This window comes from Lachnospiraceae bacterium, assembly GCA_022794035.1.
Taxonomy (GTDB): Bacteria; Bacillota; Clostridia; order Lachnospirales; family Bianqueaceae; genus CALWPV01.
Genome location: JAAWDX010000004.1, coordinates 1 through 24,406, shown reverse-complemented (window position 1 = coordinate 24,406; position 24,406 = coordinate 1). Strand labels below are relative to the sequence as shown.

Genomic DNA, 24,406 nt, shown 5'->3' with positions numbered 1-24,406 from the left:
CTCAGACAATTTATGATATATTGTATGCATTCACAAAATAAAGTCAAATTATAATCTATTTTAATAACATAAATAATCATTATAGCGAGGATATCATGATTGATTCAAAATTAGAAACACTGCTCGTCGTTACCGAAACCAAGAGTTTCACTAAGGCCGCCGCTCAGCTTTCCCTGACGCAGCCAGCCGTCAGCCAGCATATCCGCCAGCTTGAACGCGAGCTCGGCGTCAAAATTTTTGTCAGAGGCAGCGGTGAGCTCCGTCTGACAGAAGAAGGAGAAATTGTCCATAAATACGCGAAGCGAATCCAGGTTCTGTATCAGAATATGCGTCAAAGCCTCATAGACTCTAAGCGTCATTTTACCCGTCTGGCCGTCGGCGTTACGCACACTGCCGAAAGCAATCTAGTCTTAGAGGCCCTTGCCCAATACGGCAATCAGCACGGCGGTATTTTATTAACGATTGTTTCTGATACCATAACAAATCTTTATAACAAGTTAAAAACCTATGAAATTGATATTGCTATCATTGAGGGAAAATTCTCTGATCCCAATTTCAATTCGCTGCTACTCGATACCGACTATCTCGTTTTAGCCGTCTCCAATGATAATCCTCTTTCGCGCAAAAGCATGGTCACGCTGCGCGAATTGCAAAAGGAAAAGATGATCCTGCGCCTCCCCAATTCAGCTACGCGAGGCCTTTTTATCTCGCATCTGGAAAGCAACAATTACTCTATTGAAGATTTTAACGTCATCATGGAAGTGGATAATATCGAAATCATCAAAGACCTTATACGCCACAACTTCGGTGTATCCATTCTCGCACGCAGCGCCTGCCTGGATGAATTAAAAAAGGGTAAGCTCCAAGTCTTACCCATTGAAAATCTCAGCATGACGCGCGAGGTTAACATTATTTATCATAAGGATTTTGCCCATCTTGACCTCTTAGATGATCTAACCAAATTATACCATCAAACCGCCAACATGGAATAAATCAAAGCGTTTTCAGCAGCTCTATCATCGCCTCCAGCGTAGCCCTTTCTGCTACATGTACCTGCATATTCCTTTTTTTCGCGCTTGCCGCAGTCTTTTCGCCAATGCAAACCGCCTGCACGGCAGAAAAATCTCTTGTCTCTCCCAAGGTCTGACAGAATCCGTCTACGCAGGAAGCACTCGTAAACATCACATAGCTCTCCGGGGCGCAGGCCGCCTCCCACAGCTCATCCGCAAATCCTGCTCCCTCTTCGAAAATCGTTTGATAGATCGCAAGCTGCTCGCAAGGAATCCCGCAGGCAGTCATCTCCTCATATACGGCACAGGATCCCCGTTCACTTTTGAATACATATACCTTGCTGGAAGCATTCATTTTTTTTCTTAACTCACTCGCCAGCGCTTCTGCCTCATACTGCTCCGGCACCAAATCGGCCCGAATTCCTCGCAGTCTCAGCGTCTCCTCCGTGCGGCTGCCAATGACAGCCCAGCGCACACGGCTTCCGATTGATCGAACGTCTTGTTCACTTTTAGCTAGCATTTGAAAAAAAATCTCGACATCGCTGGGACTTGACAAAACAATCCAATTTTCTGCAAAAAAATTATGCCCCATCTCTTCTAAAAGCAGGTTAAATTCCTCCTGCTTTTTTTCTATAGGATGAAGATCAATGGAAGGTAAAGAGATCACATGAGCCCCTTCTGCCCGCAGTCTTTTGCTTAATCTTTCCGCCTGCCCCTTAGGCCGCGTCACGATGCACTGCTTACCGCGCAGGGCCAGCGCACCCTGCCATGCTAACTGCTCCATAAAGGCAGCCGTTTTTCCGATTAAAATAACAGAAGGGGCTTTAAAATGCTCTTCCTGCGCCTTTTCAGGCAGAGATGCCAGCGTAGCTAAGAGCTGCCGCTGCTGATAGATCGTGCCATTTTCAATGATAGCCGCCGGTGTATCCGGATCCATCCCTTCCTCCTGTAAGCGCTGACAAATATAAGAAAGCTGCTGAACTCCCATTAAAAATACCAGCGTTCCCTCTAAATGCGCCAATATTTTATAATCGATTCGTTCCTCTCCTCCTTTACGCGTCTGCCCCGTAATCACATGAAACGAAGAAGCAACATCCCGATGTGTAATGGGAATGCCTGCATATGCAGGAGCTGCAATCGCAGAGCTAATCCCCGGCACCACTTCATAGGGAACGCCTTCTGCTGCCAGCACTGCGGCTTCCTCGCCGCCTCTTCCAAATACAAAGGGATCGCCTCCCTTTAGCCGTACAACAAGATTGCCTTCCTTTGCCAGCTCTACTAATAAGCGGCTGATTTCTTCCTGTGCCAGTGCATGGCGCCCCGCTCGTTTTCCAACATAAATTTTTCGGGCAGTACGCGGTATTTCCGATAGGATTTCTAGGCTAACCAGTGCGTCATATACAACTACCTCAGCCTGCTGCAGGATCTCATATCCTTTTCTTGTTAAAAGTCCTGCATCTCCGGGGCCTGCACCGACTAGCCAAACCTTTCCCTGCTGTTTATTCATTTTCATCCCTTTAGAAGCCTTGCCAAGCGGATTCCGATTTGTTCGGCTTCTGTCGTCCTTCCTTCTAACGCTCCCGTGATAAAGCTCTCTTCCTGTGACTCTGCGTATAATCCTGTCAGGATGAGCTTTTCCCCTCTTTTTTCGGCGTAAGCCGCAATGGGAGAGGCGCAGCTGCCGCCAAGCTCCCTGACAAAGCTTCGCTCTGCGATGGCCGCTGCCTGCGACGCACTGTCGCTCAGCCTGCTTAAAAGTGCTTCATCGTTCCCTTTTCTGCATTGTACTGCCAGAATTCCCTGGCCGGCAGCCGGAATCATTTGATGCACCTCCAAATAACGGCCGATGACAGCATGCAGCCGCAGCCTGTGCACGCCGGCCGCTGCCAGCACCGTTGCCTGATAGTCCTCTTGTTGCAGCTTGTTTAAGCGCGTCTGTACATTTCCGCGAATGGTACGAAACTCACAATGGGGATATAGCTGCCGCAGCTGTATGATCCGCCGCGGACTTGCAGACCCAATCACGCCGCCCTGCCTCAGCATCTGCTCTGTGATGCCGGACCGGTAGATCATAACATCCCTTGGATCTTCCCGTTTAGAGAAGGCAGCAAGCGGCAGATCCTCAGGGATCTCCATCGGCATATCCTTAAGGCTATGTACAGCCAGATCTATCTGCCCCTGCCGCAGCGCTTCATCCAGCTCTTTTACAAATAACCCTTTACCGCCAATCCGGTCAAGCCTCTGCGTTAGCATTCGGTCCCCGGTGGTTTTCATCGTCACAAGTTCTATGGTAAGCGATGGATCCATCTGTCTTAACTGGCCCATGATAATTTCAGCCTGCTGAATGGCTAGCTGGCTATCCCTGCTGCCAATGCGCAGCCTTCTATTCTTCATCCTTTAGCTCCTCCAAAAAGCTTCGCAGCTTTCTCGTCACCACAGCCGCTCTTTTATGATCCTGTCCACTGGCTGTCACACCGATCACCAACCCGCCCTTTTTGGCAATGCCAGGAAAATAAAAGGTGGATTCTTCTTTACAATCGGCAACGGATACCGGTATTCCCCTACTTTTCGCTTCTTCCCCAGCTCTTTGATTCACAGAGCGTTGATCGGTCGCTACAATGGCGATCCCAATCTGTGGATCTGCCAAATCTCCTGGCTGATAACTGCGGGCAAGCCATTCCATGCGCCCTGCTTCAATAAGCTTCTGCAGCGAATCCGTAATTTGAGGCGCAATCACCCGTACCTGCGCCTCAAACTGCTGCAAAGCTTCGATCCGCCGCTGCGCGATTTTACCTCCGCCAATCACCACAACTTTTATCTGGCTCAAATCCATAAAAAGCGGGAAAAATGCCTGCATGCGTTTTTCTCCTATCTGGCTGCCGAGAGTCGTTTGGCAGAAAGCAGCGCATACACACCGCTTTCCTCCTGATATGCCTCTATCTGCATCCGGTCGCCGGCGGATACTAAAATAATCGTTTCATCCTGACTGACTGGCATGCGGTAAATGACCTCACCACTGACGATATAGGCATACGAATTTCCATTTTGCACTACATACTGAATCTGTTCAACCTCAATTGTTTTTTTCACGATTTCCGGTTCATTCTCCGGCTTCTGGCTCTCATTCTGTACGCCATTCTCCGCAAGCTTAGCTCTATACTTGGCAATCGTCTCCTCCTGCGTTGTACCCGTCGCCACAATATTGTACCGTTCTACATGAATCAGCGCATACTGCTTTACCAAGCTTCCCTTATCTTTAAGCACCATGATATAGGTGGGCTCCCCGTCAATATTAATCACGGACGGAAATGATGCGGAATATCCCAAATTCTGCACCTCGCCCTCTGCTGAACGCATAACGGAATACTCCTCTGCTCCCGGAATCGGATAATAGCGAATCTCTGCCGTGCGGGAATTCATCAAAACAAAACCAATGTTAGACTCATCACTGACAACCGATGTTACACCGGTAAACACCCATACGTCATCGTCAAACATTTTATACCCGAAGTCATTGGTAACCTGTTTACAGTCCTTATTCGCAAACAAACTGTTAAAATACCCGCCATTATATAAGCCATACCAGTCATACCGCTCTGTCAGCATGGCTCCGCTATAAACAATGTCTACCCAGCTTGGCACCTCGGAGATGTCATAATACTGCGTTTCACCCGTACTGGCATTGCAGGTAACTACACCCTTTACGTCACGCCCGCCAAAGAGCAGAATCCGATTGGTCAGCACCGGTGCAACATAATAGGGCTGTCCATCCTCTCCGATTTCAAAATAGATATCGCCAAAAATAGCCGTCCTGTACTGAAACCGCAGATGTCTTTTCAGATATTTCCCAAAATAGGCCGATTCCGCATAGACCATGGGCTGCTCCAGCGCCACATATTCACTGGTGTTTTTAACAGGATCCACCTTGATATATCCCGGAATGCCCTCCTTGTGATTGGCCATATACTTAAAGAAATCTGCATATTCCAAAGGCGTTACCTTCATAGGGCTGCCCTGCAGATTGATCTGCGTATACATCGGATTAATTTCAAACTGACTCACCAGACTGCTCAAAGATCCAAGCGCTCTGGACCCAATAATCTTAGCCGTATTCGTGTCCATCAGTGCAATATTATCAATGGACTCACTGACCGGCGTATCCTCTATGAAATCACGTTCTTCAATTTTTTGTCCTGCAATATTGGCATAGCGCTTTGCGTTAAAAATGGGAGATGAAAAAAACTGCAGCAGCACCATAATAACCATCAAAGCGGCCGCCATAAGCAGGCATACTCCCGGTATGCTTAGCCTTTTCTTCGCAAAATGCCGGATATTGCCGAGGATGTTGCCTTCTGCCAGAGAAATATCCTTTAATCGAGCGCCAAATACTAAATCCCAAAAAGCAAAAACCGCCAAAAACGCCGCCGTCATCATCCAGGTCTCCGGCGCCATAATATGATAAGGCAGCAGCAGAAAATAATCTGCCACTGCAAAAATGATAAGTGTCAGCAAAAATGCTTTGATATGCTGCTTGCCTTTAAAATCAGGAAGAATTTTTTTCATGAAACCGATCTCCTTCTTATCCTTTTTAATTTTTGAAACAGACTTTGCGGAAGACCCATTCCAAACAAAATCCCTAATACAATGGCACCGGCAATTTTAAAGGTTTCCAGCCCTTTCGCCACGGCTGCCGCATCGTTCATGATCATATAATAGGCTGTATAATAGATCCCCGCACCTGGAACTAAGGTAAAAATACTGGTGACTAAAAAAATAGTCACCGGCGCCTGCCTGATCACAGACAGCGCCCTTGAGATGATTGTAAGCGCCAGCGTCGCAATGAGTGATGCGATCACATTGGAAAATCCCTGCTGCATGACCAGCAGATAAATCAACCAGCCAATACCGCCAGTAACACCGCAATCTATATAATATTTGCGCGGAGCGCGAAATAATACGGCAAAAGCCATCACCCCAATAGCAGCCGCCAGTACCTGAAACAGCATATCCATTATCGTTTCCATTTATAGCAGGCTCCCTCCCAGTGAAGTGAAAATAAAGATCGCGGCCCCTACTCCCAGCGCAATACAAATAGCGGTCAGTAATGCATCAATCAAATGAATGCTGCCTGAAATATAATCCCCATTAAAAAATTCACGAATCGAAGTAGTCAGTGATACACCGGGAACCAGCGGAATAATCGACCCGATCACAATATGGTTAAATACAACCGAAGCTCCGCTCGACACAACCAGTCCTGCTCCCAGCGTAACAATCATGCTGCCGATAATATATGATAAAAATTTGGATAGCCTTCTGCGTCCCGCCTGATCTAAAAAGATCTGCAGTACCAGCCCCATCACCAGCGCAATCAGACTGTCATAAAGGCTTCCGCCAAACAAATAGCAAAACCCCGCAGCGCCCAGGCCTGAAGCCAGTACCATTGCCGCCGCCTTTGGCTCCTGCATAGTACCAGCAGCCTCCAGTTTGGAATAGGCCTCCTCCAGCGGATATCCTTGTTCACAGATTTCTCTGGACAGCTGATTGATTTCATCAATTTTCTGCAGATTGACACTGCCAAGCGGCACATGCCGGACCACGCTGTAATGATCCGGCTGTTTCTCGTTGATCGTCGCAAAGATCCCGTTTGAGATCACATATACATTATAGTCATGGATCTCATACGCCTCCAAAATCCGCTCCATTGTCTCCTGCACGCGGAAGATTTCGGCGCCGCTTTTTAATAAGGTTACCCCTGCCAGCACAGATAAATGCAAGATCTTCTGACTTTTCTCCATATTCCTCTACGCTCTGTTTTCAGAGTTCCTTCCTCAATGCTTCACAGCGGCTTTTATCCATCTGCGGTACTCCCTTTAACCGAAATGGAATCCCCAGTGCTTCATACTTTTCAAGACAGAGATTTCGAAACGGAAGCAGCTCAATTTTCTGCAGATTAGCATATTGATGGGCTTCCTGACCCAGCCTTCGTATATATTCCTTCGTATCCGTATATCCCGGTACAACCACATGCCGAATCCAAAGCGGCACCTTCATCTGCTGCGTTAACTGCAAAAACTGCCTGACCGTCTGATAATCGCCGCCGCAGTACTGCTCATACTCTTCCTGAGAAAGAAACTTAAGGTCAGCCAGCACCAGATCCGTATGGCGCAGTACCTTTTCCGCAGCCTCCAGACTAGCACTTCCGGAAGTGTCCAGCGCCGTATGCACGCCGGCTTCCTGCATCTTTTTAAAATACTGTGCGACAAAATCCGCCTGCATCAGCGGTTCCCCGCCCGATACCGTAATGCCGCCGCCATTTTCATAATAAGGCTTGCAGCGCAGCGCTTTCTCCGCCAGCTCTTCCGGCGTAAGCCGGATGCAGGATGGGCTCTCTGCCTCCCAGGTATCCGGATTATGACAGTACATACACCGCAGCGGGCAGCCCTGCATAAATGTCACATACCGAAGTCCTGGCCCGTCTACGGCCCCCAGCGACTGAACCGAATGAATCCTGCCGTATTCAGATGCTTTCATGGAAGGTACGCGCAATCACCTCGCGCTGCTGTTCACGGCTCAGCTTATAGAAGTTTACAGCATAGCCTGATACCCGGATGGTTAGATTAGGATAGCGCTCCGGATGCTCATAGGCCGCCATCAGTGTTTCCCTGTTCAGCACATTGACATTTAGATGATGCGCCATCTGACCGAAATACCCTGTCATGATATTGACCAGATTCTGATACCGCTCCTCCTCTGTCTTTCCCAGTGCCTCCGGAATAATTGAAAATGTATTGGAAATGCCATCGCGGCACCACTCATACTGAAGCTTAGCCACTGAGTTTAAAGAAGCCAGCGCACCAGACTGATCTCGGCCGGCCATGGGATTGGCTCCCGGCGCGAGCGGTACACCCGTCTTTCTGCCATCGGGCGTATTGCCTGTTTTCTTCCCGTACATCACATTAGAGGTAATCGTCAAAATCGAAAGCGTATGCTCTGCATAGCGATAGAGCGGAATATGCTTTAGCTCATCACTGAATTTCTTCACCTGCTCGCAGGCAATCTTGTCTACGCGGTCATCATCATTGCCAAAGGCCGGATACTGCCCTTCTATTTCATAATCTACAATCAGGCCTGTCTGCTCATCACGAATACATCTAACCTTCGCATGCTTGATCGCAGACAGAGAATCAGCCATACAGCTCATCCCGGCAATACCAAAGGCCATAAACCGGTGAACATCCGTATCATGCAGCGCCATCTGCGTTTTCTCATAAGCATATTTATCATGCATATAATGAATAATATTCATCGCACTGACATAGGTTCTGGCCAGCCATGGGCGGTAAAAGTCCAGCAGCTCCAGTACCTTATGATATTCCAGATATTCCCCTTGATAGGGCTCATGCACCGGTCCTACCTGCTCATTTTTCAGCTCGTCCTTGCCGCCGTTTAAGCTCAGAAGCAAAAATTTAGCCATATTGGTGCGCGCACCAAAAAACTGCATCTGCTTGCCAACCTTCATAGCGGATACGCAGCAGGCGATTGCATAATCATCCCCATAAACTGGCCGCATCACATCATCATTTTCATATTGCACGGCATCTGTATCACAGGACACTTTAGCCACAAACCGTTTCCAGGCAGCCGGCAGCTGATTGGACCATAATACTGTCAGATTAGGCTCCGCTGATGGATTCAAATTATATAATGTCTGCAGCACGCGATAGCTGTTTTTAGTCACCATAGAGCGCCCGTCTTCGCCAATACCGCCGATCGATTCCGTGATCCACATTGGATCGCCGCCGAACAGCTCGTTATAGTCAGGTGTTCTTAAATGCCGTGCCATCCGCAGCTTCAGCACAAAATCATCCATGATTTCCTGCGCCTGTGTTTCCGTCAAAACACCTGCCTGCAGGTCTCTTTCAAAATAGATATCCAAAAACGTAGAGGTCCTGCCAAGGCTCATCGCCGCTCCGTTTTGTTCCTTAATCGCTGCTAAATAGCCAAAATACAGCCACTGAACCGCTTCTCTTGCATTCGTTGCCGGCTTTGCGATATCAAAGCCATAAGAAGCTGCCATTTTTTTCAGATCCTTCAGCGCTGAGATCTGCTCAGAAATCTCCTCAAGAAGGCGAATCGTATCCATGATCATCGCCCGATCCTCTCCGATCTGAGCCTGATCCTTTTGCTTCTCCTCAATCAGCCGATCTACACCGTAAAGGGCTACTCTCCGGTAATCGCCAATGATCCGTCCACGTCCGTAAGCATCCGGCAGGCCGGTAATCAGGCCGCAGTGGCGCGCCTCGCGGATCTCTTTGGTATAGGCGCTGAAAACGCCGTCGTTATGTGTTTTATGATAATGAAACGCCTCTTCGATCTTCGGGGACACCTCATAGCCGTATGCCTTGCAGGCTTCTCTGACCATGCGCATTCCGCCAAAGGGATTGCAGGCCCGTTTAAGCGGCTCGTCCGTCTGCAGGCCAACGATAATTTCATTTTCCTGATCTAAGTATCCCGGCCCAAATGCCGTTGAAGTAATGACGGTTTCCGTGTCAATTTTCAAGACGCCATTATTTTTATGTTCTTCCATTAAAAGCGCATCAAACTTTTCTCTCAGCTTGGTTGTCCGCTCCGTCGGCCCCTGTAAGAAAGCCTCGTCTCCCTCATAAGGCGTATAATTCTTCTGAATAAAATCACGCACATCAATGTTTTCCTGCCATGCTCCGCTTTGGAAGCCCTTCCATCCATTAAACTGCTCCATTTTATCCTCCATGTTCTTTTGCATGCCCTTGATTCCGACATAAAAATAGGGCAGCATCGTTTTTCGGTGCTGCCCAGACGGTCGGCAAAAATCCTACGCAAGCTGCTCCCCGGTGGTTGTTCCACCTGAATCCGTCAGTAACAGCTGCTATGCTCCTATGATACCATTGGATCTTCCATCTGTCAATCAAAACCTTATAAATTCCGCTGCTCTTCTTTTTCGACATATTTAAGCGCCTGCAGACTCTTAATATGACGCTCCATGACGATGGCCGCAATCAAAATACAACCGCCGCAGATAACAGGCTCCTTGACCATTCCCAGACAGCTCAGTAAAAAACAGGCGTATGTAGCAATCGAGCGATAGGCATGCGATGGAATGCGCAGAATCAGAGAAAAAATCAGATAAAAGCTTGCTAAAAGCAGTAACGGCTGATAATGCGGCCAGATCCCCAGCAGCACCCCAAAAGAGACAGCAATCGCCTTGCCGCCCTTCCATCTTCTCCAAAACGGATAGGCATGCCCCAGCACCGGTGCCGCCATCAGTAAAACAAACCACATATTTTCAAACCCAATCCAGCGCACTCCCAGCCTCAGCGGCCAATAGCCCTTCATAATCTCCAAAATAATCACCAAGATGCCTACCGGAATTCCCGCCTGCAAAAAAGCATTGGCTGCTCCCGGATTCCCATCCTCGCTCTTTTCCGTCACATCAATTCTACAAAGACATTTCGGCAAAATATAGGCATTCAAAACGCTGCCGGACAAATATCCGATCAAAATACATATCGCCGTTTTCACTTAACTCTCCCTCTTCTAATGCGCAATCTCCTGTGCCATCTCCAAAATCCGCACGGCCGCATCATGATGCAGCCCTCTTTGCTGCGCCTCCTGCATAAATTGCCGGTACTGCCCATCATAGATTAGCCTATGCCCATAATATAGCTGCTCGCTCACCCGTTTCGTGCCGACCGACATTCCATTTTTCGTAAAAAACGCCACATTCTTCGTCTCACAGCCCGGGATCGGCGCGGTATGCACAATCGGAATCCCTTTTACCGCCGCTTCCGTACTGCTCAGTCCGCCCGGCTTGGTAAACACCACATCACAGGCATCCATATACTCTGCAATCTGGCTCGTATAGCCAATCACATGCACAGCATGGTTCGTCTTAAACTGATACTGCAATCTCCTATAGAGACCCTTATTATTGCCGCAGATGATTACAATCTGTTCCCCATTCACGCATCCTCTTGCAAGCTTTTGCGCAAAGATGTGCATTTTTCCAAATCCCATGCTGCCGCCCATAACCAGATATACAGGAACTTTTCTCGGCAGGCCGAGAAGAAGACGCGCTGCCTCCCTCTCTCCTTGTCGTTCAAAGCAGCAGCCGACCGGGATCCCCAGCGGCTTCAATCGTTCAGCCGGAATCCCGCGCATCATATATTCGCCTAGCTGCTGCTCATGTGCTACCGTGTAAAGATCGCATTCGGTCTCTTCCCAAAAAGGGATGCAGGTATAGTCTGTAGATACGGCTATCACGCGCTGACGGAGCCTTCCTTTTCTTTTTAGATACGTCAACGTTTCTGCCGGAAAGAGATGCGTCGTGATGATCACATCATAGGAATGCTCCTCCAGATAGGCCTGCAGCTTTTTAGCCATAAGAGTATTAGCATAATAAACCGGTGATTTATGGCGATGAGAGCTGATTTTACTGGCAAGCTGGTACAGAGCCTGAAACAGACGCGGACAATATTTGACAATCCCGACATAGGTGCCACCGACACGCTTAGACACTTTATCGCTGGCCAGCGCCATCATGTCCTGCAGCTGCACCTCATGCCCTGCAAGCGCTGCATGCTCTGCAATTGCTTTGGCCGCAGAATTATGCCCTTCCCCCGTATTGCAGGATAAAATCAGAATTTTCACGGTTTTCTTCTCCTTTGGTTCTTTTCTGAACTGAATTCCTATATCATACATCACTTAGCCAATAAAATCAATGATTTGCTGCTTTGTTTTGCCACCGAATCTGCTCGCCCTGCACCAGCGGATAGGTGATAAGCTGTTTGCCCTCCAAATCCTCCTGGTGCATGTCCACTGCTGTGATCTGATGATTATCATACGTTGTATAATAGTACCGCCCCTGCTGTGCATTGCAGCAGGAGGTATAAAGGGTAATCTCATACTCGCCGTCTCTTACCTCACAGCATCCTCTTGGCTGCTCCACACTGCCTAAAATATGAAAGAACTGATTTACGCTTTCCAGCTCGGATTCACCGGAGACAGCGTTGAGCTTGGTAAAAGCAGCCCGGGCAAAGCGAGACATTGAGGATAAGTCACCCGGAAGCCCCAGAGCGCCCATCCCCCGGCTGTAGGTCTGCAGCGGCAGCTGCTTGGAAAACTGATTTTCCGGCTCCTTAGAAGAAAGGGCCATATACTGGTTTAGCTGAAACAGCTGCTCCTTAAAGGGCGGATTATTGGTCAGCACACCTGCCGGGTTATCATAAATCTTCAGCCCCTCCTTAACTGATTCCAGCGTAATGCATTCCTCCTGATCAGCAAGAATCCAGTGCAGCTGCGCTGCTGGAAGTCTATCATTAAATGGCTGGCCTGTCAGGTTTAATTCATTCAGCCTTTTACGCGCCTCTTTTACAGAAGCACAGTGCATGAGAATCCATGGGATCAGCTCAAAGGTTGCCACGTTCTTTTTTTCTGCCTGCTTTTCCTGATAAACGGCATTGCCCACAAAATTAAGCCCTGCCATGGCGAGTCCCTTCTCATTAACTGCATCATAATACAGCGGACATCCGTCCTCGATATGAGCCATGCCAATCATTGCATACGGCTCGTTCACAATGGTTCCATTCCGAAAAGGAAACACAAAATGACGAGGCGTAATACATATCTGCTCTCCATAGGAAACCTCATAGTCAAGCGTCCGTCCGAAATAAAAATCCTGCGTCCGATAGGTAATGGCTGTGCACATATTTTTTCCTCCTTAATCATTAGTGCTTTATCCAATTAGTATGCCTCATCGGCCGCCATCATACTCATCTCATTTAGCTATAATCGGCTGGCGAATCACCGTGCGCAGTCTGTCTGCTGCGGTCCGCCTAGGATCGCTCAGGTAAATCTCATGATGCCGGCGCCCCTGTGAAAAATCCTCGATATATCCCTGCTCCTCTATAAAATCATGCATTCTTTGAAGCGTTCCCATCTCGCTGTCATAGCTTCCGATATGCATACACTGCACGCATACGCCTTCTTCATAAGCAAAATAGCGTACACCTGAAAAATCCTGCTGCTTTTTCTCTGTTGCCTCCTGAATCGCCCACTCCAATTCGGCTTTGGTGACAAATTCCGGCAGCCGGATCATAGAGGTCCACTCAAATGCTTCCTTTTTCGTATAATCGATGCGGTCATTTCCATTTTGCCGCCATAGCCCCTCCAGCGGGGGGACAACATAAGGAAAGTAGCCTTCTATCTGATGCTGCCCCCTATAGCTCATTTTGATCGTGAAAGCAATGACATACAGCTGACTGATTGCTTTTTTGTATGCTCCTTCCGGATCATTCGGGTCTCCCTTGCCATCTACAGCAATATACTGGATCCTTGGCACTGTAAGGATCATCGGCTTTTTAGGCGGCAGATAAAATTCTTTATACTCTTTCTTATAATCAAATGCCACTTTCTTTCACCTCTGTCAAATTTTTTACCCGCTCTGCTATGCTGCTTTCAAATTCTTCTTCCGTCATAGACGGATCCCTCGTCAGCTTCCAGATTTCACAGGGCAGCTGATCACAAGCGGCGCAGCTAGGAAGCCTCTTTTGATTCACGCTGCAATGGTAAATGCCGCAGGCCTTTCCTCCCTGTGCATGGAAAACCTTGCCGCGCGTTTCATTGCAGCCCTGACACAGATTCCCATAAGCAGCACAGATCCGGCACTCCGTCCCGCAAACGGTCAGCCCCGTCAGCTCCCGCTGCTTCTTGCCGCTAAATGATCCTAACACCACATGATACGCCTGATCCAGCATTTCCTTCATCAAATCCTCAGGCACCGCACCGTCAGGCTTAACGGAGTTCCAGTGCTGCTTATTCATATAAAATCCGGGAATGATGTCTTCATATTGCTGCCGGAGAAAATCTCCCGTCTCCGGCTTTAGTTTTATGGTTATGTAATAAGGCCTGTTTTCTGCATCCAGACAGATTGCGGCAAACATTTTATCACCGATCTTGTATCTCACCCAGTTCCAGTCTGCCTGCAAATCCTTTGTTACCCCTCGCTTATTCAATAAATACTCGTCAATCCATGGATATTTCATTTGTTTTTTCCTCCTTCTTTTCATATAGCGCCTGCAGCCTTTGACTCATCTGCTGCATCTCGTCTCTTAGCTCCTGCGGCTCGAGCAGCTCTGCCTTGTCTCTAAAGCTGAGCAGCCATGTCAGCAAATTTTCTTTATCCGTATAATCCGTTTCAAATAAAAGCCGTCCGTCCTCCTGATACGTAAAGCAGCCCCTGCCAAACTCCTCTACCAGACGCCACTTACAGCTTTCATCAAAGAGTGCTTTTACCTGGATGCCTCCCGGAAAGATACGTTCATCCCTCAAATCGGGCAATGAAGCTGGACGTTTGATAAAATGACTCTCAGAGAGCGCCAGCTCTTCTATGCGGTTTAACTTAAACAGGCGAAAATCCTGCCTCTGGCTGCACCAGCCCCACACGTACCAGCTGGACCAACGAAAGATTAGATAGTAAGGCTCTATCCTTCTCTGGCTTTCGCCTTTGGGCGAAAAATAAAGAAACGTAACCTCGCGCCTCTCTTCGATCGCTCTGCGCAGCAATTCAATTTTGGGTGCCAGTGATTCTTTGTACCATGAGGATAAATCAATCAAGACGAATTGATCGCCTGTCATGAAATCAGATGAGCCCTGCGAAAGCTTTTCCATCAGCTGCCCGTAACGATTGGTTCCGTTTACGCTGTCAAGGCTGCGAAGCCCTGCCAGAATGTCCTGCAGCTCTTTGCTGGTCAGAAGTGTCCGGTCTATTGTATAATCTTCCATGATCGAAATGCCGCCGTTTGTCCCCTGCCTGGTCAGGATCGGGATCCCTGCTGCACAAAGCGCCTCGATATCACGGCTGATGGTTCTGCGCGAAACCTCAAACTTCTGTGCCAGATAGGGAGCCGTTACTGTCTTTTTCTGCATAAGCACTGATAGAATGCCAATTAACCGTTCTAGTTTCATAGGACCTCCTTTCTTATACAGGATAGCAAATTAAACATGCCATCTGTCTGTCCTGTTGCAAATCGTGCGTAAAAAAGTTTTACTGTTTATCCTGCCAAAACGTATAGATGACATGGGCCAGTTCTTTCGGCTGCTCTCTATTCACCTCATGAGAACAGCTTCGGATGATCTTCAGTTCGCTTTGTTGAATATGCTGCTGCAGCAATTGAGCGCTCTTTCTATTTGCCTTGTCTTTTTCGCCGCATATGATCAGGCTTTTACAGCGCAGCGCCTCTAGCCCCTTGGCAATATCCAGCTTTGCCATCGAGTTCACTAATGCCATCAAGTCTTTTTTCGGGCAGCCCATTTTTTCAAATACTGACGAGGGCATCATGTGAAACACTAAATTCTGCAGCTTGAAAGCGACTTTAGGGATGGTATAGGGCGTGCCGATGAGAATGAGCGAATTTACCTTTTCCGGATGCTCCTTTATATAGTCCAGCGCCAATATGCCGCCCAGCGAGAGTCCGCATAGATTGAGCTTATCTTTTTGCTGCTGGCAAAACGCTGAGAAAGCGGCATACATCACGGGGTATGCTTTGGCGGCATTTTTTGTAATATCAAATAAGTCAGGGCATACGGTATCCATCTGATTAGCCTTTAGACATTGATTGATACTGTCCCAGCTGTGATGGTTCTGCCCTAAGCCATGTATAAGAATGTTTTTCATTGATTCCCTTTCCGAATAAATCTTCAATTTATTTATAATTCCTCTTGACTTGGAGTTAACTTCAAGGTGTAAAGTAAAGCTATCATAATTATAAATCACCTGAGCTATGAAAGTCAATTTGGCTCAGAGAAACGGAGGATCATATGAAAAAGACATTAGTGACCTATTTTAGCGCAAGCGGCGTGACAAAAGGGCTGGCAGACCGGCTGGCTAGGGCCATCCATGCAGACCTGTTTGCCATTGAACCAGTGGTTCCCTACACCAATGCGGATCTAAACTGGCGGGACAAGGATAGCAGAAGCTCTGTTGAAATGAGGGATCGGAGCTCCCGTCCTGAGATTCATACCAGAGCCGACCATATGGGACAGTATGAGGTGGTATTTGTTGGCTTTCCGATTTGGTGGTATCGTGAGCCTTCCATCATCGATACGTTTATGGAGGCCTATGATTTTAGCGGTAAAACGGTGATTCCTTTCGCTACATCCGGCGGGAGCGGCCTTGGCGACTCTGCGCAGAATCTTGCTGCCCTTGCACCACATGCTCATATTAAGGATGGGCAGCTCTTCTCTTCGTCTGCATCGGAAGAGGAGCTTTCTGCCTGGGCCGCCAAATGGCTATAGGGTGCCGCCTCTTATGAAAATGCTAATGAAAAAGAGCCGGCATATGCTTGCAGCACTGATGCTGCTATGCATGGCTATGTGCCTGATGGCCTGTACGCCAAATGCAGCTAAAGAAAGCAGCGCTTCCTCTGAGCCGCTGTCTGCTACGGCAAAGGAAGAAAGTTCTGCTGATCATGATGCGCTCGTTATATACTTTTCCGCGACGGGAACAACCAAAGAGGTGGCGGAAAAAATAGCGGCTCTCACTCATGCAGAGCTGCAGGAAATCATCCCGGCAGACCCCTATTCTGATGCGGATCTTAACTATCATGATGATCAGTGCCGTACTTCCATTGAGATGAACGATGCATCTGCCCGGCCTGAAATAAGCGGCGAGCCAATCTCCTTTGACGGATATACTACGATATATCTTGGCTATCCGATCTGGTGGGGCGATGCGCCCCGCATCATGAGTACGTTTGTTGAGAGCCATAATTTTGAAGGTATTACGGTGATTCCCTTCTGCACTTCCGGCGGAAGTGATATTGGCGAAAGCAGCCGCCATCTGGCTGAGCAGGCTGGAAGCGGTAACTGGCTGGCCGGCAAGCGTTTTAGCAGCAGTGTTTCTGAAGAAGAGCTTTTGGAATGGATCGAAGAATTAAAGTAGAAAACATTAAAATATTCCCTCTTGATTATCGTTCAAATCAAGAGGGGATATTTTTGGAAATTAGTATCTTGTTCTTTTCTTTATATTTTAATTATCAAACAGGGACATTAGTTTTCTGAAGGTATCTTGTCCATCCAGACAAGTATCTATCAGGTAGCCCTTCTCCCGTTCCCATTCGGAGAGCCCCCGGTAATAATACATTTTTTTATTATCTTCAATGATAAACGGAATAAGCCCGAAACGCAAGCACTCTTTGAATGCAATCAACCTGCCAACTCTGCCATTACCATCCTGAAAAGGATGAATGCGTTCAAATGCATAATGGAAATGAATGATATCATGAATCGTGACATCCGTTTTGGCTTCATATGCAGAAAGCAGAGCTTTCATGCGCGGAGCAACCTCTTCTGGCCTTGCAGTTTCATGGCCGCCGACTACATTAGCTCTTTTCTTGTAATCTCCAACGGCAAACCATGCAAGCGAGGAATCCTTTGTGCTTTGCTTTAAGATGCGGTGAAGTTCTTTGATGATATCCTCGGTAAGCGGCTCCTCCGCCATATCAATACAAAAGTCAATAGCCCGGAAATGATTGACGGTTTCGATAATGTCATCAACAGGGATACCTTCTTTGATAGCGATTGTATTGGTTTCAAAAATCAGTCTAGTTTGGTCTTCACTGATCTTACTGCCTTCTATGTGATTGGAATTATAGGTCATCCGTACTTGAAGTTCATGATACAGGCCTCCTGGCATGCGGATGCTTTTTTCATCTCTAAGTGTTTGAAGCAAACGGTTATCTGAAATAATTTGATATAGTTCATCTGCAGAACAATCGAAAAAAACAGCCATTTTCTTAAGAACATGATCCGCGATTTTTTCTCTCCGTCCGATTTTGGCCATTGTGCGCGAAGAAATGCCAAGCTCCTTAGCCAATGCCGTTTTCGTCAGACCTTTTTCATCCAGTTTTTGCAGCAGATTGGAATAGGAAATCATGAGGTTCACCTTCTTTCTTTACTTATTATACCCTAGAAACCCAAAAAGTAAAGGTTTCTTTGCGGAAAAGTAAAGGTTCTCATCATGGAATTGTTTCCGCTTTGACGTTATTATCTTAATCTTGAGTGAGAGCACTATTTTTTAGCGTTTTCCTCTAATTCCAGCATATATGGTAGCCTTTGGTTTGAACTATCCGGAATTTCCGGATAGTTGCATCTTCCTCAAGTTCAGAATCCGAATATATCTTTTTAATATGCTCATTGATTGTACGAACATCCACATCATACAATGTAGTCATCATCTTCTGTGTCAGCCATATATTCTCATCCTCAATCACTCGGTAATCCATCTTGTGTCCCAAACATTTGGGAAATGCTCTTGTATAAAAACACTCATTGGGTGTTGCGGAAATTTATGCAAATTATGTCGCTTCATATCCTTTTGCAATTCATCAAAGACAAATTGCATTTCTTGTTCAGAAATTTTCTCTCGCTGTTTTATCCAAAACAATCCTTTTGATTCCTGCTCTTTAAAGTAAGTATACAGATTAGAAATCTCTGTTACCGTATTGACTTTTATTGGTTCACTGCAAGTATAAGCACAATTAATATTAGTGGGATTGTCCATATTCTTCAAATTCATACATTCATATAAATAACCGACTTTTCCATTATATAAATGATAAAAAGCATTTTCAAAATATTCCGAATAAACCACAGTACCGTCTTTTTCAAAACCATAGGGGTAAAAGCTAAACGGCTTTGGCACAGGCTTCACTGCATATAAAAGCGCAACTACAGGGTTTGTCGAGAAGTAAATATATTGTTTACCGTGCTCAGATAAAAACGGTTTTAGTTCATTAAGTCCACCAATGGGACTTCCATGATAAAAATGCAAGACAGCATACCTCCTTATCTGTTTATATCATAGTGACTATATTAGTTATGGGAAAGCAACACAATAGTCTCCACATGCTCCGTCATCGGAAACAAATCCACCGGCTGAATGCGTTTAATCTCATACCCACGCTTTACCAAATATGCCGTATCCCGCGTCTGCGTCTCCGGATTGCACGAAATATAGACGATCTTCTCCGAGCTTGCGGCCGCCAGCGCCGAGAGAAAGGCTTCATCACTTCCGCCCCGTGGCGGATCCATGATCACAACCTGCGGCACCGCCTGCTGCGCCGCCGCTCTCTGCAGGAAACGGCCGGCATCCTCGCAAACAAAGCGAATATTGCGCACCTGGTTGAGCTTAGCATTGACTATCGCATCCTGCACAGCCTGCCGATTGAGCTCCACTCCGATCACGGACCCCGCTTTTTGCGCAGCCAAAATGCCGATGGTGCCCGTGCCGCAATAAGCATCCAGCACGCTCTCCCGGCCGCTCAGCTGCAGCATCTGCAGCGCCGCTGCATAAAGCCGCTCCGTCTGCGGCGGATTCACCTGGTAAAACGACGCTGCCGAAATGCGAAACGTGTGCCCCATCAATCGATCCGTGATATAACCGGGACCCATGATTGTCTTTTGCTGCGGCCCTAAAATCATGCTCGTTTTCCTGCCATTCACATTATGAATCACCGTACGGATCTCAGGATGCGCATGGCACAGCGCCTTCACGAAATGATTTTTGCCGGGAAATTCATAGGACCCCGTTACAAGCACCACCAGAATCTCTCCGCTCACGTAGCCCTTACGAATGAGGACATGGCGCAGCACGCCCCTTCTATGATCTTCATCATAGGGCATTAGCTTAAACGAGATCATGAGCGCGCGAATCGTCGCCAAAATCCGGTCAGCCTGCTCATCCTCAATCAGGCAGTCCTCCACCGCCACCAGCCGGTGCGAAGCCGGCTCATAGGTGCCGGATACAACCCGCCCCTTTTGAAGCCCAAATGTCGCCTGCACCTTACAGCGATAATGATACGGATCCTCCATCCCGATAATCGGCTCAATCCGCTCTTTGTATTTCGGAAACAGGCCGCGTACCTTCTCCTCCTTCAGCACCAGCTGCCTCTCATACGGCATCCCCATATACTGACAGCCGCCGCAGCGCGAAGCCAGCGCACATGCTTTCTCTCCCATATCCGCTCCCTGCTTCCTCCTTTAAGACATAGGCTCAACCGACTGAATCGTCAGCACCTCATGATCCACCTGAAACCGAATCTCCATATTCGCATAAATAAAGCCATATACCCGCTGCGGATCCTTTTGATAAGAAGGCCTCGGATCCTGCGCCAAAATCTCAAAAACAGCCTCTCGCTTAGCCGCCGGTATCTTCTGATACACCTCCTGCGGACATTCCACTCGCAGCTGCCGATCCAAAACCGTACCGGCAAAGCCGGAAGAAGCTTGCGGCCTACTATCGGTGAAGGGTAAATAGGGCTTGATGTCATAAATCGGCGTCCCGTCCATCAAATCGCCCCCTGCAATCCATAGAACCGGCCCCTTTGGCGTCTGCCATTCAATTTTCTGCAGCTGCACGCAGGAAAGGCCGATCGGATTCGGCCGAAACGGTGACCTTGTGGCAAATACGCCTACCCTTTGATTGCCTCCCAATCTGGGCGGTCTCACCGTTGGTGACCATTCCTCTCGGATTGCCTCCGAAAACTCCCACAAAAGCCAGATATGGGAATAGGCCTCTAGGCCTCGGAGCGCATCCGGATTGCGGTATGCCGGTTCAAATATAATCTGAGACTCCAGTCCGTTTACCAGACCGCTTTGCCTGGGGATTCCAAATTTAGCCGGAAATTCGCTTTTTACCCGTGCAATGATTTTCATGGACATCCGTTTTTATTCACCGAGTCCCACAATTTCATCCACCGGCATGGAAAGCACGATCCCATGCGCTTCACTATTCATACCGCATTTCTCGCCGATTGCCTTCATGATGGTTCTCTTATCCTCCTTGCGCACCAAAATGAGCACCGTCTCGCGCTCCTGCTGCACATGGATGCCCCAAAACTTCATAGCCTCTCCGCTACCGATCCGCCGGCTGTGAAACACTGTGCCGCCGGCTGCTCCGGCTGCTCTCGCCGCATCCATCACCTGCTCGCTGTAGCCCTGATCTACAATTGTCACCACCATATTATATGCATTGTCCATCATTTCCTCTTCATCCCTTCTAAGTTCTGACTGTCCATTCTCCGCCTCCACCGGCATTGTCTCCTCCATGAGCTGAATCAGGCGGCCGCTGCAGCCGGATATGCGCATAGTAAAGGCAATCCCTGTATTAGGCATTCCCAAATATAGCTGATTTTTCAGCTTTTTCAGCATTCTATCTGCGAAGGATTTCGGCATAACAGCCTGCAGAATATTCTTTTCAATCCCGCCCAGCCCCAGCAAATCCATGATTTCGCTGGAAGCCGTGCCCTGTGCATGAAAAAGATACTGTACCGGCACCTTCTCCTCCTTCCATAGCTCTGTTGCTTTATGGATCAGCTTAGGAGTCGCAACTAAAAATAAAATGCGATACGCCGCTCTTTTACATGGCTCCGCCATCTTCATTATCCTCCTCAAAATCATATATTTCATCCTGCGCATTCAAAGAGATCGCCTTCTGCAGCGCAGCCTGGTCTAGTTTACTTAGCTTATACTGATACCACAGTCCCATAATCTGAACTGCGATCAGAGGCGTAAGCGCTACCAGCGCTACTACGCCAAAAGCATCTGTCATCACATTGCCTCCCACTGCCTCACAGGCTCCCAAACTAAGAGGCAGCAAGAAAGTCGTTGTCATCGGTCCGCTGGCCACTCCGCCGGAGTCAAAGGCAATACCGACAAACATGGGCTGTACGATCTTGGAAAGCACCAACGCGATACCATATCCCGGTATAATGATCCACTCAATCGGAATTCCGGCCAGCACCCGCAGCATCGCAAGCCCTACGCTCACAGCCACACCGATGGACAGACAGCGGTTCATCGCTTTAGCCGATACGGCGCTGTTGGTTACATCCTCTACCTGATGGTTCAGCACCTGTATGGCCGGCTCTGCCTTGACAATATAATATCCGATCAGCATACCGATCGGAATCAGCAGCCATTTCCAGCTTGCTGAAGCAATCGCATACCCAAGAAATGACCCTACAGAGGCAAAGCCCACATTCACGCCGCACAGAAAAAGCACTAGTCCGATATAGGTATAGATAAATCCAATCACCACTCGTTTGGCCTGACGCCGCTGATACCTGTGCGTAAGCAGCTGAAAGACCAGAAAAACCGCTACAATCGGCAGCACCGATATCAAAACCTCTTTGATATAAGCGGGCATGCTGAACAAAAACTCTTTTACCACATCCCGCGTTGTATGCACAGCCGCTACAGCTGAAGCACTGTATGCCGTCTCCTGCGGATGATAAAAGCAGCCTAAAATCAGCACGGCTAAAATGGGACCAATACTGGAGAGCGCAACTAAGCCAAAGCTATCGCTGGACGCATTTTTATCACCGCGCACGGACGCCAGACCCACGCCCATCGCCATGATAAACGGTACCGTCATCGGGCCCGTGGTCACGCCGCCGGAATCAAAGGCAACGGCCAGAAAATCAGCCGGAATAAAATAGGAAATAACGATTAAAACAGCGTACAGAATAATCAAGATCGTTGATAGGCGGATCTGAAACAGAATTCTAAAGATAGCAAGCGCCAGAAAGAATCCAACTCCCACTGCCACCGTCCAGATGAGAACCTGATTAGGAATAGAAGGCACCTGCTCTGCAAGCACCTGCAAATCAGGCTCCGAGATCGTGATAATCACGCCCATAGAAAACCCAATCAGTAAAATCAGTACAATACGCCTTGTTTTGGATATCTGAACGCCAATTCCCTCGCCAAGCGGCGTCATAGACATTTCCGCTCCGAGCTGAAAAAAGCCCATGCCTACCACCAGCATCACGGCGCCGGTAAGAAACATGACCATCTCGCCCAGCTCTATGGGCACCAACAAAATGCTCAGCAGCAACACAATGCCCGTAATCGGCAGCACAGCCGAAAGCGATTCCAATATCTTTTCTTTCAGCTTTGGATTCATAGGATTACATCGCCTCCTTTTCCTTTCGCCCCTCAGAGGCGGTGTATCAGTCCTCTTGAATAACTTTTTTGACTCTTTCTATAAACTCCTCATGATTTGCTAACGCTTTTCTCAGCTCCTGCAGCGCGTCTTCATATTCCTGATCCTTGAGGTATACCTTGGCATATCCGCCTTCCCCATATTTCTGGCTCAGGTGCTGATAAATCCGTTCCAGCTGCTCTTCCTGCGGCAAATCCGGATAATGGCTCTTTCCATACGAGTAGGTCCTTTTAATCGTATGGTCTATATTGATAATGGTACGGTCAGCTGTGCTGACAATTCTTCCATAAATCGATCTGGGCTCATGCTTGCTGGAAGCCCGATGATCCTCTATGGCCTCCTTCATCCGCTTTCTTTGCTCCTGCGTAAACCAACGCGTCAGGTTTTCATCCTTAATCATCATATCCGCTGAAATCAGCTCATGCGTACTTCTATCAATATAATGCCCTAGGTCATGATAGGCAGCAACCGTGTAGACCATATTGAGATCTACCTCATACTCCTGCGCCAGCTCCAGACTCCGCTTGATAACCGTTTTAATATGCGAAATGCCATGTCCCTCTTCATTGCGCTGATATAATGGAAAAATCTCGCTTTCTATATACTGAATAAGCTCCTGATTCATTCTCTCCTCCCGCTTCTATTCTACTATTTTCTTAAAAGTCACCGTCTGCTTCTTCATAGAAATCTTCCCGACCTGATACCCATATGCAGCCAGTTCCTTTTTATAGGAAAGAAAGGAATGATCTATCGGTATCCCTGCAATGTTTTCGATTTCGGCATAAGTCAGCTGCAGACTGGCTGTGCCGTTTTCTTTTATCCACTTCCACAAAGGCTCGTATTTACTCATTTTTTACGATTAAGGCAGCCGTCTCAACATGTTCACCGTTGTCCAAACCTATACTTAAATCATTTTCAATAATCGGTAGCTTAAACCGAATTGATTTAATCCACTGGCCATTAATCACAGCTATTATCCCATTTGTGCAACGGCCGTTGCACTTTTTCTATCAATTTTGCCGTTATTCCAATTCTCTTTCTATTTCCTCAATAGAAGGCAAACTACTCTGCAGCTCCTTTGGCAAAGATTGCGTAAGCTGATTTTGCCACTCTGCTACGCCAATCGGGTTCTGATAACCAGACAAAGAGTATTCTACTACAGTTTTATTCTTACCCTTAACCAATAAAAGTCCAATTGTTGGTTTAACATCAGGATGGCGCAAAATATCATTTACTATATTCTGATACATATTTTATTGGCTGATAAATCCTGGTTCAAAATCACAGGCTTTCAATTCTACCACAACATAACAACGCAATTTCAAGTGATAGAACAAAAGATCCAAATAAAAAT

General features: G+C 47.6%; 27 protein-coding genes and 1 pseudogene. 3 read left to right on the top strand and 25 right to left on the bottom strand.

Going from position 1 to position 24,406, the window contains the following annotated elements:
• Window positions 1–95: 95 nt before the first annotated feature.
• Window positions 96–992: a LysR family transcriptional regulator gene (locus tag HFE64_04030; GenBank protein ID MCI8632637.1), complete on the top strand. Its 897-nt coding sequence runs from the start codon at window positions 96–98 to the stop codon at window positions 990–992.
• Window position 993: 1 nt separating this feature from the next.
• On the opposite strand, the gene cobA is transcribed toward HFE64_04030, so the two are convergent.
• From cobA to HFE64_03955, 15 genes are all read right to left on the bottom strand, one after another.
• The gene (gene cobA / locus HFE64_04025) at window positions 994–2,517 is read right to left on the bottom strand and encodes a uroporphyrinogen-III C-methyltransferase (protein MCI8632636.1); all 1,524 of its coding nucleotides are present in this window, start codon (window positions 2,515–2,517) and stop codon (window positions 994–996) included.
• 2 nt (window positions 2,518–2,519) lie between these two features.
• The gene (hemC, locus tag HFE64_04020) at window positions 2,520–3,404 is read right to left on the bottom strand and encodes a hydroxymethylbilane synthase (GenBank protein ID MCI8632635.1); all 885 of its coding nucleotides are present in this window, start codon (window positions 3,402–3,404) and stop codon (window positions 2,520–2,522) included.
• Window positions 3,394–3,867, bottom strand: a complete 474-nt coding sequence (locus HFE64_04015) for a bifunctional precorrin-2 dehydrogenase/sirohydrochlorin ferrochelatase (GenBank protein MCI8632634.1) — start codon at window positions 3,865–3,867, stop codon at window positions 3,394–3,396. Before HFE64_04015 ends, hemC begins: the two co-directional genes overlap by 11 nt.
• Before the next feature lie 11 nt (window positions 3,868–3,878).
• Window positions 3,879–5,573, bottom strand: a complete 1,695-nt coding sequence (locus HFE64_04010; GenBank protein MCI8632633.1) for a hypothetical protein — start codon at window positions 5,571–5,573, stop codon at window positions 3,879–3,881.
• Window positions 5,570–6,022 (bottom strand): threonine/serine exporter, encoded by a 453-nt coding sequence (locus HFE64_04005; GenBank protein ID MCI8632632.1) that lies wholly within the window; start codon window positions 6,020–6,022, stop codon window positions 5,570–5,572. The genes HFE64_04010 and HFE64_04005 overlap by 4 nt, the downstream gene beginning before the upstream one ends.
• Window positions 6,023–6,034: 12 nt before the next feature.
• Window positions 6,035–6,808 (bottom strand): threonine/serine exporter family protein, encoded by a 774-nt coding sequence (locus tag HFE64_04000; GenBank protein ID MCI8632631.1) that lies wholly within the window; start codon window positions 6,806–6,808, stop codon window positions 6,035–6,037.
• 19 nt (window positions 6,809–6,827) lie between these two features.
• On the bottom strand, window positions 6,828–7,544 hold the full coding sequence (gene pflA / locus HFE64_03995; protein MCI8632630.1) for a pyruvate formate lyase-activating protein: 717 nt from the start codon (window positions 7,542–7,544) through the stop codon (window positions 6,828–6,830).
• Window positions 7,531–9,795, bottom strand: a complete 2,265-nt coding sequence (gene pflB, locus HFE64_03990; protein ID MCI8632629.1) for a formate C-acetyltransferase — start codon at window positions 9,793–9,795, stop codon at window positions 7,531–7,533. The genes pflA and pflB overlap by 14 nt, the downstream gene beginning before the upstream one ends.
• Window positions 9,796–9,965: 170 nt before the next feature.
• On the bottom strand, window positions 9,966–10,571 hold the full coding sequence (locus tag HFE64_03985) for a glycerol-3-phosphate acyltransferase (protein MCI8632628.1): 606 nt from the start codon (window positions 10,569–10,571) through the stop codon (window positions 9,966–9,968).
• A 15-nt stretch (window positions 10,572–10,586) separates the two neighbouring features.
• On the bottom strand, window positions 10,587–11,699 hold the full coding sequence (locus HFE64_03980) for a glycosyl transferase (protein ID MCI8632627.1): 1,113 nt from the start codon (window positions 11,697–11,699) through the stop codon (window positions 10,587–10,589).
• Window positions 11,700–11,766: 67 nt separating this feature from the next.
• Window positions 11,767–12,756 carry a choloylglycine hydrolase family protein gene (locus tag HFE64_03975; protein ID MCI8632626.1) on the bottom strand — a complete coding sequence of 330 codons (990 nt, stop codon included), beginning with the start codon at window positions 12,754–12,756 and terminating at the stop codon, window positions 11,767–11,769.
• Window positions 12,757–12,825: 69 nt separating this feature from the next.
• A complete protein-coding gene (locus tag HFE64_03970; protein ID MCI8632625.1) occupies window positions 12,826–13,458 on the bottom strand; it encodes a transcriptional regulator in 633 nt (210 codons plus the stop codon).
• Entirely contained in the window at window positions 13,448–14,092 is a 645-nt protein-coding gene (locus HFE64_03965; protein ID MCI8632624.1) for a hypothetical protein, read from the bottom strand. The genes HFE64_03970 and HFE64_03965 overlap by 11 nt, the downstream gene beginning before the upstream one ends.
• Window positions 14,073–15,014, bottom strand: a complete 942-nt coding sequence (locus tag HFE64_03960) for a YafY family transcriptional regulator (protein ID MCI8632623.1) — start codon at window positions 15,012–15,014, stop codon at window positions 14,073–14,075. Before HFE64_03960 ends, HFE64_03965 begins: the two co-directional genes overlap by 20 nt.
• A gap of 79 nt (window positions 15,015–15,093) precedes the next feature.
• Window positions 15,094–15,723, bottom strand: a complete 630-nt coding sequence (locus tag HFE64_03955) for an alpha/beta hydrolase (protein ID MCI8632622.1) — start codon at window positions 15,721–15,723, stop codon at window positions 15,094–15,096.
• 143 nt (window positions 15,724–15,866) lie between these two features.
• Here HFE64_03955 and HFE64_03950 point away from each other — a divergent pair, with 143 nt between their 5' ends.
• Window positions 15,867–16,343 (top strand): flavodoxin, encoded by a 477-nt coding sequence (locus tag HFE64_03950; protein MCI8632621.1) that lies wholly within the window; start codon window positions 15,867–15,869, stop codon window positions 16,341–16,343.
• Window positions 16,344–16,368: 25 nt separating this feature from the next.
• Window positions 16,369–16,989, top strand: coding sequence for a flavodoxin (locus HFE64_03945; protein ID MCI8632620.1), 621 nt, complete (start codon window positions 16,369–16,371; stop codon window positions 16,987–16,989).
• 87 nt (window positions 16,990–17,076) lie between these two features.
• Here the strand turns inward: HFE64_03945 and HFE64_03940 are convergent, their stop codons facing one another.
• From HFE64_03940 to HFE64_03895, 10 genes and pseudogenes are all read right to left on the bottom strand, one after another.
• Complete coding sequence (locus tag HFE64_03940; GenBank protein ID MCI8632619.1) at window positions 17,077–17,982, bottom strand: helix-turn-helix domain-containing protein; 906 nt, start codon at window positions 17,980–17,982, stop codon at window positions 17,077–17,079.
• 175 nt (window positions 17,983–18,157) lie between these two features.
• Window positions 18,158–18,313 (bottom strand): annotated as a pseudogene (locus HFE64_03935) (cell filamentation protein Fic).
• Window positions 18,314–18,315: 2 nt separating this feature from the next.
• A complete protein-coding gene (locus HFE64_03930; GenBank protein ID MCI8632618.1) occupies window positions 18,316–18,879 on the bottom strand; it encodes a hypothetical protein in 564 nt (187 codons plus the stop codon).
• A gap of 41 nt (window positions 18,880–18,920) precedes the next feature.
• On the bottom strand, window positions 18,921–20,066 hold the full coding sequence (rlmD, locus tag HFE64_03925; protein MCI8632617.1) for a 23S rRNA (uracil(1939)-C(5))-methyltransferase RlmD: 1,146 nt from the start codon (window positions 20,064–20,066) through the stop codon (window positions 18,921–18,923).
• A 21-nt stretch (window positions 20,067–20,087) separates the two neighbouring features.
• The gene (gene tsaA, locus HFE64_03920; GenBank protein MCI8632616.1) at window positions 20,088–20,768 is read right to left on the bottom strand and encodes a tRNA (N6-threonylcarbamoyladenosine(37)-N6)-methyltransferase TrmO; all 681 of its coding nucleotides are present in this window, start codon (window positions 20,766–20,768) and stop codon (window positions 20,088–20,090) included.
• A gap of 6 nt (window positions 20,769–20,774) precedes the next feature.
• Window positions 20,775–21,482, bottom strand: a complete 708-nt coding sequence (locus HFE64_03915) for a transposase (protein ID MCI8632615.1) — start codon at window positions 21,480–21,482, stop codon at window positions 20,775–20,777.
• Window positions 21,466–23,013 (bottom strand): DUF1538 domain-containing protein, encoded by a 1,548-nt coding sequence (locus HFE64_03910; protein ID MCI8632614.1) that lies wholly within the window; start codon window positions 23,011–23,013, stop codon window positions 21,466–21,468. Before HFE64_03910 ends, HFE64_03915 begins: the two co-directional genes overlap by 17 nt.
• 46 nt (window positions 23,014–23,059) lie before the next feature.
• On the bottom strand, window positions 23,060–23,677 hold the full coding sequence (locus HFE64_03905) for an HD domain-containing protein (protein MCI8632613.1): 618 nt from the start codon (window positions 23,675–23,677) through the stop codon (window positions 23,060–23,062).
• A gap of 15 nt (window positions 23,678–23,692) precedes the next feature.
• The gene (locus tag HFE64_03900; protein ID MCI8632612.1) at window positions 23,693–23,902 is read right to left on the bottom strand and encodes a hypothetical protein; all 210 of its coding nucleotides are present in this window, start codon (window positions 23,900–23,902) and stop codon (window positions 23,693–23,695) included.
• Between the two features lie 172 nt (window positions 23,903–24,074).
• The gene (locus HFE64_03895; GenBank protein ID MCI8632611.1) at window positions 24,075–24,302 is read right to left on the bottom strand and encodes a DUF1016 domain-containing protein; all 228 of its coding nucleotides are present in this window, start codon (window positions 24,300–24,302) and stop codon (window positions 24,075–24,077) included.
• Between the last annotated feature and the right edge of the window lie 104 nt (window positions 24,303–24,406).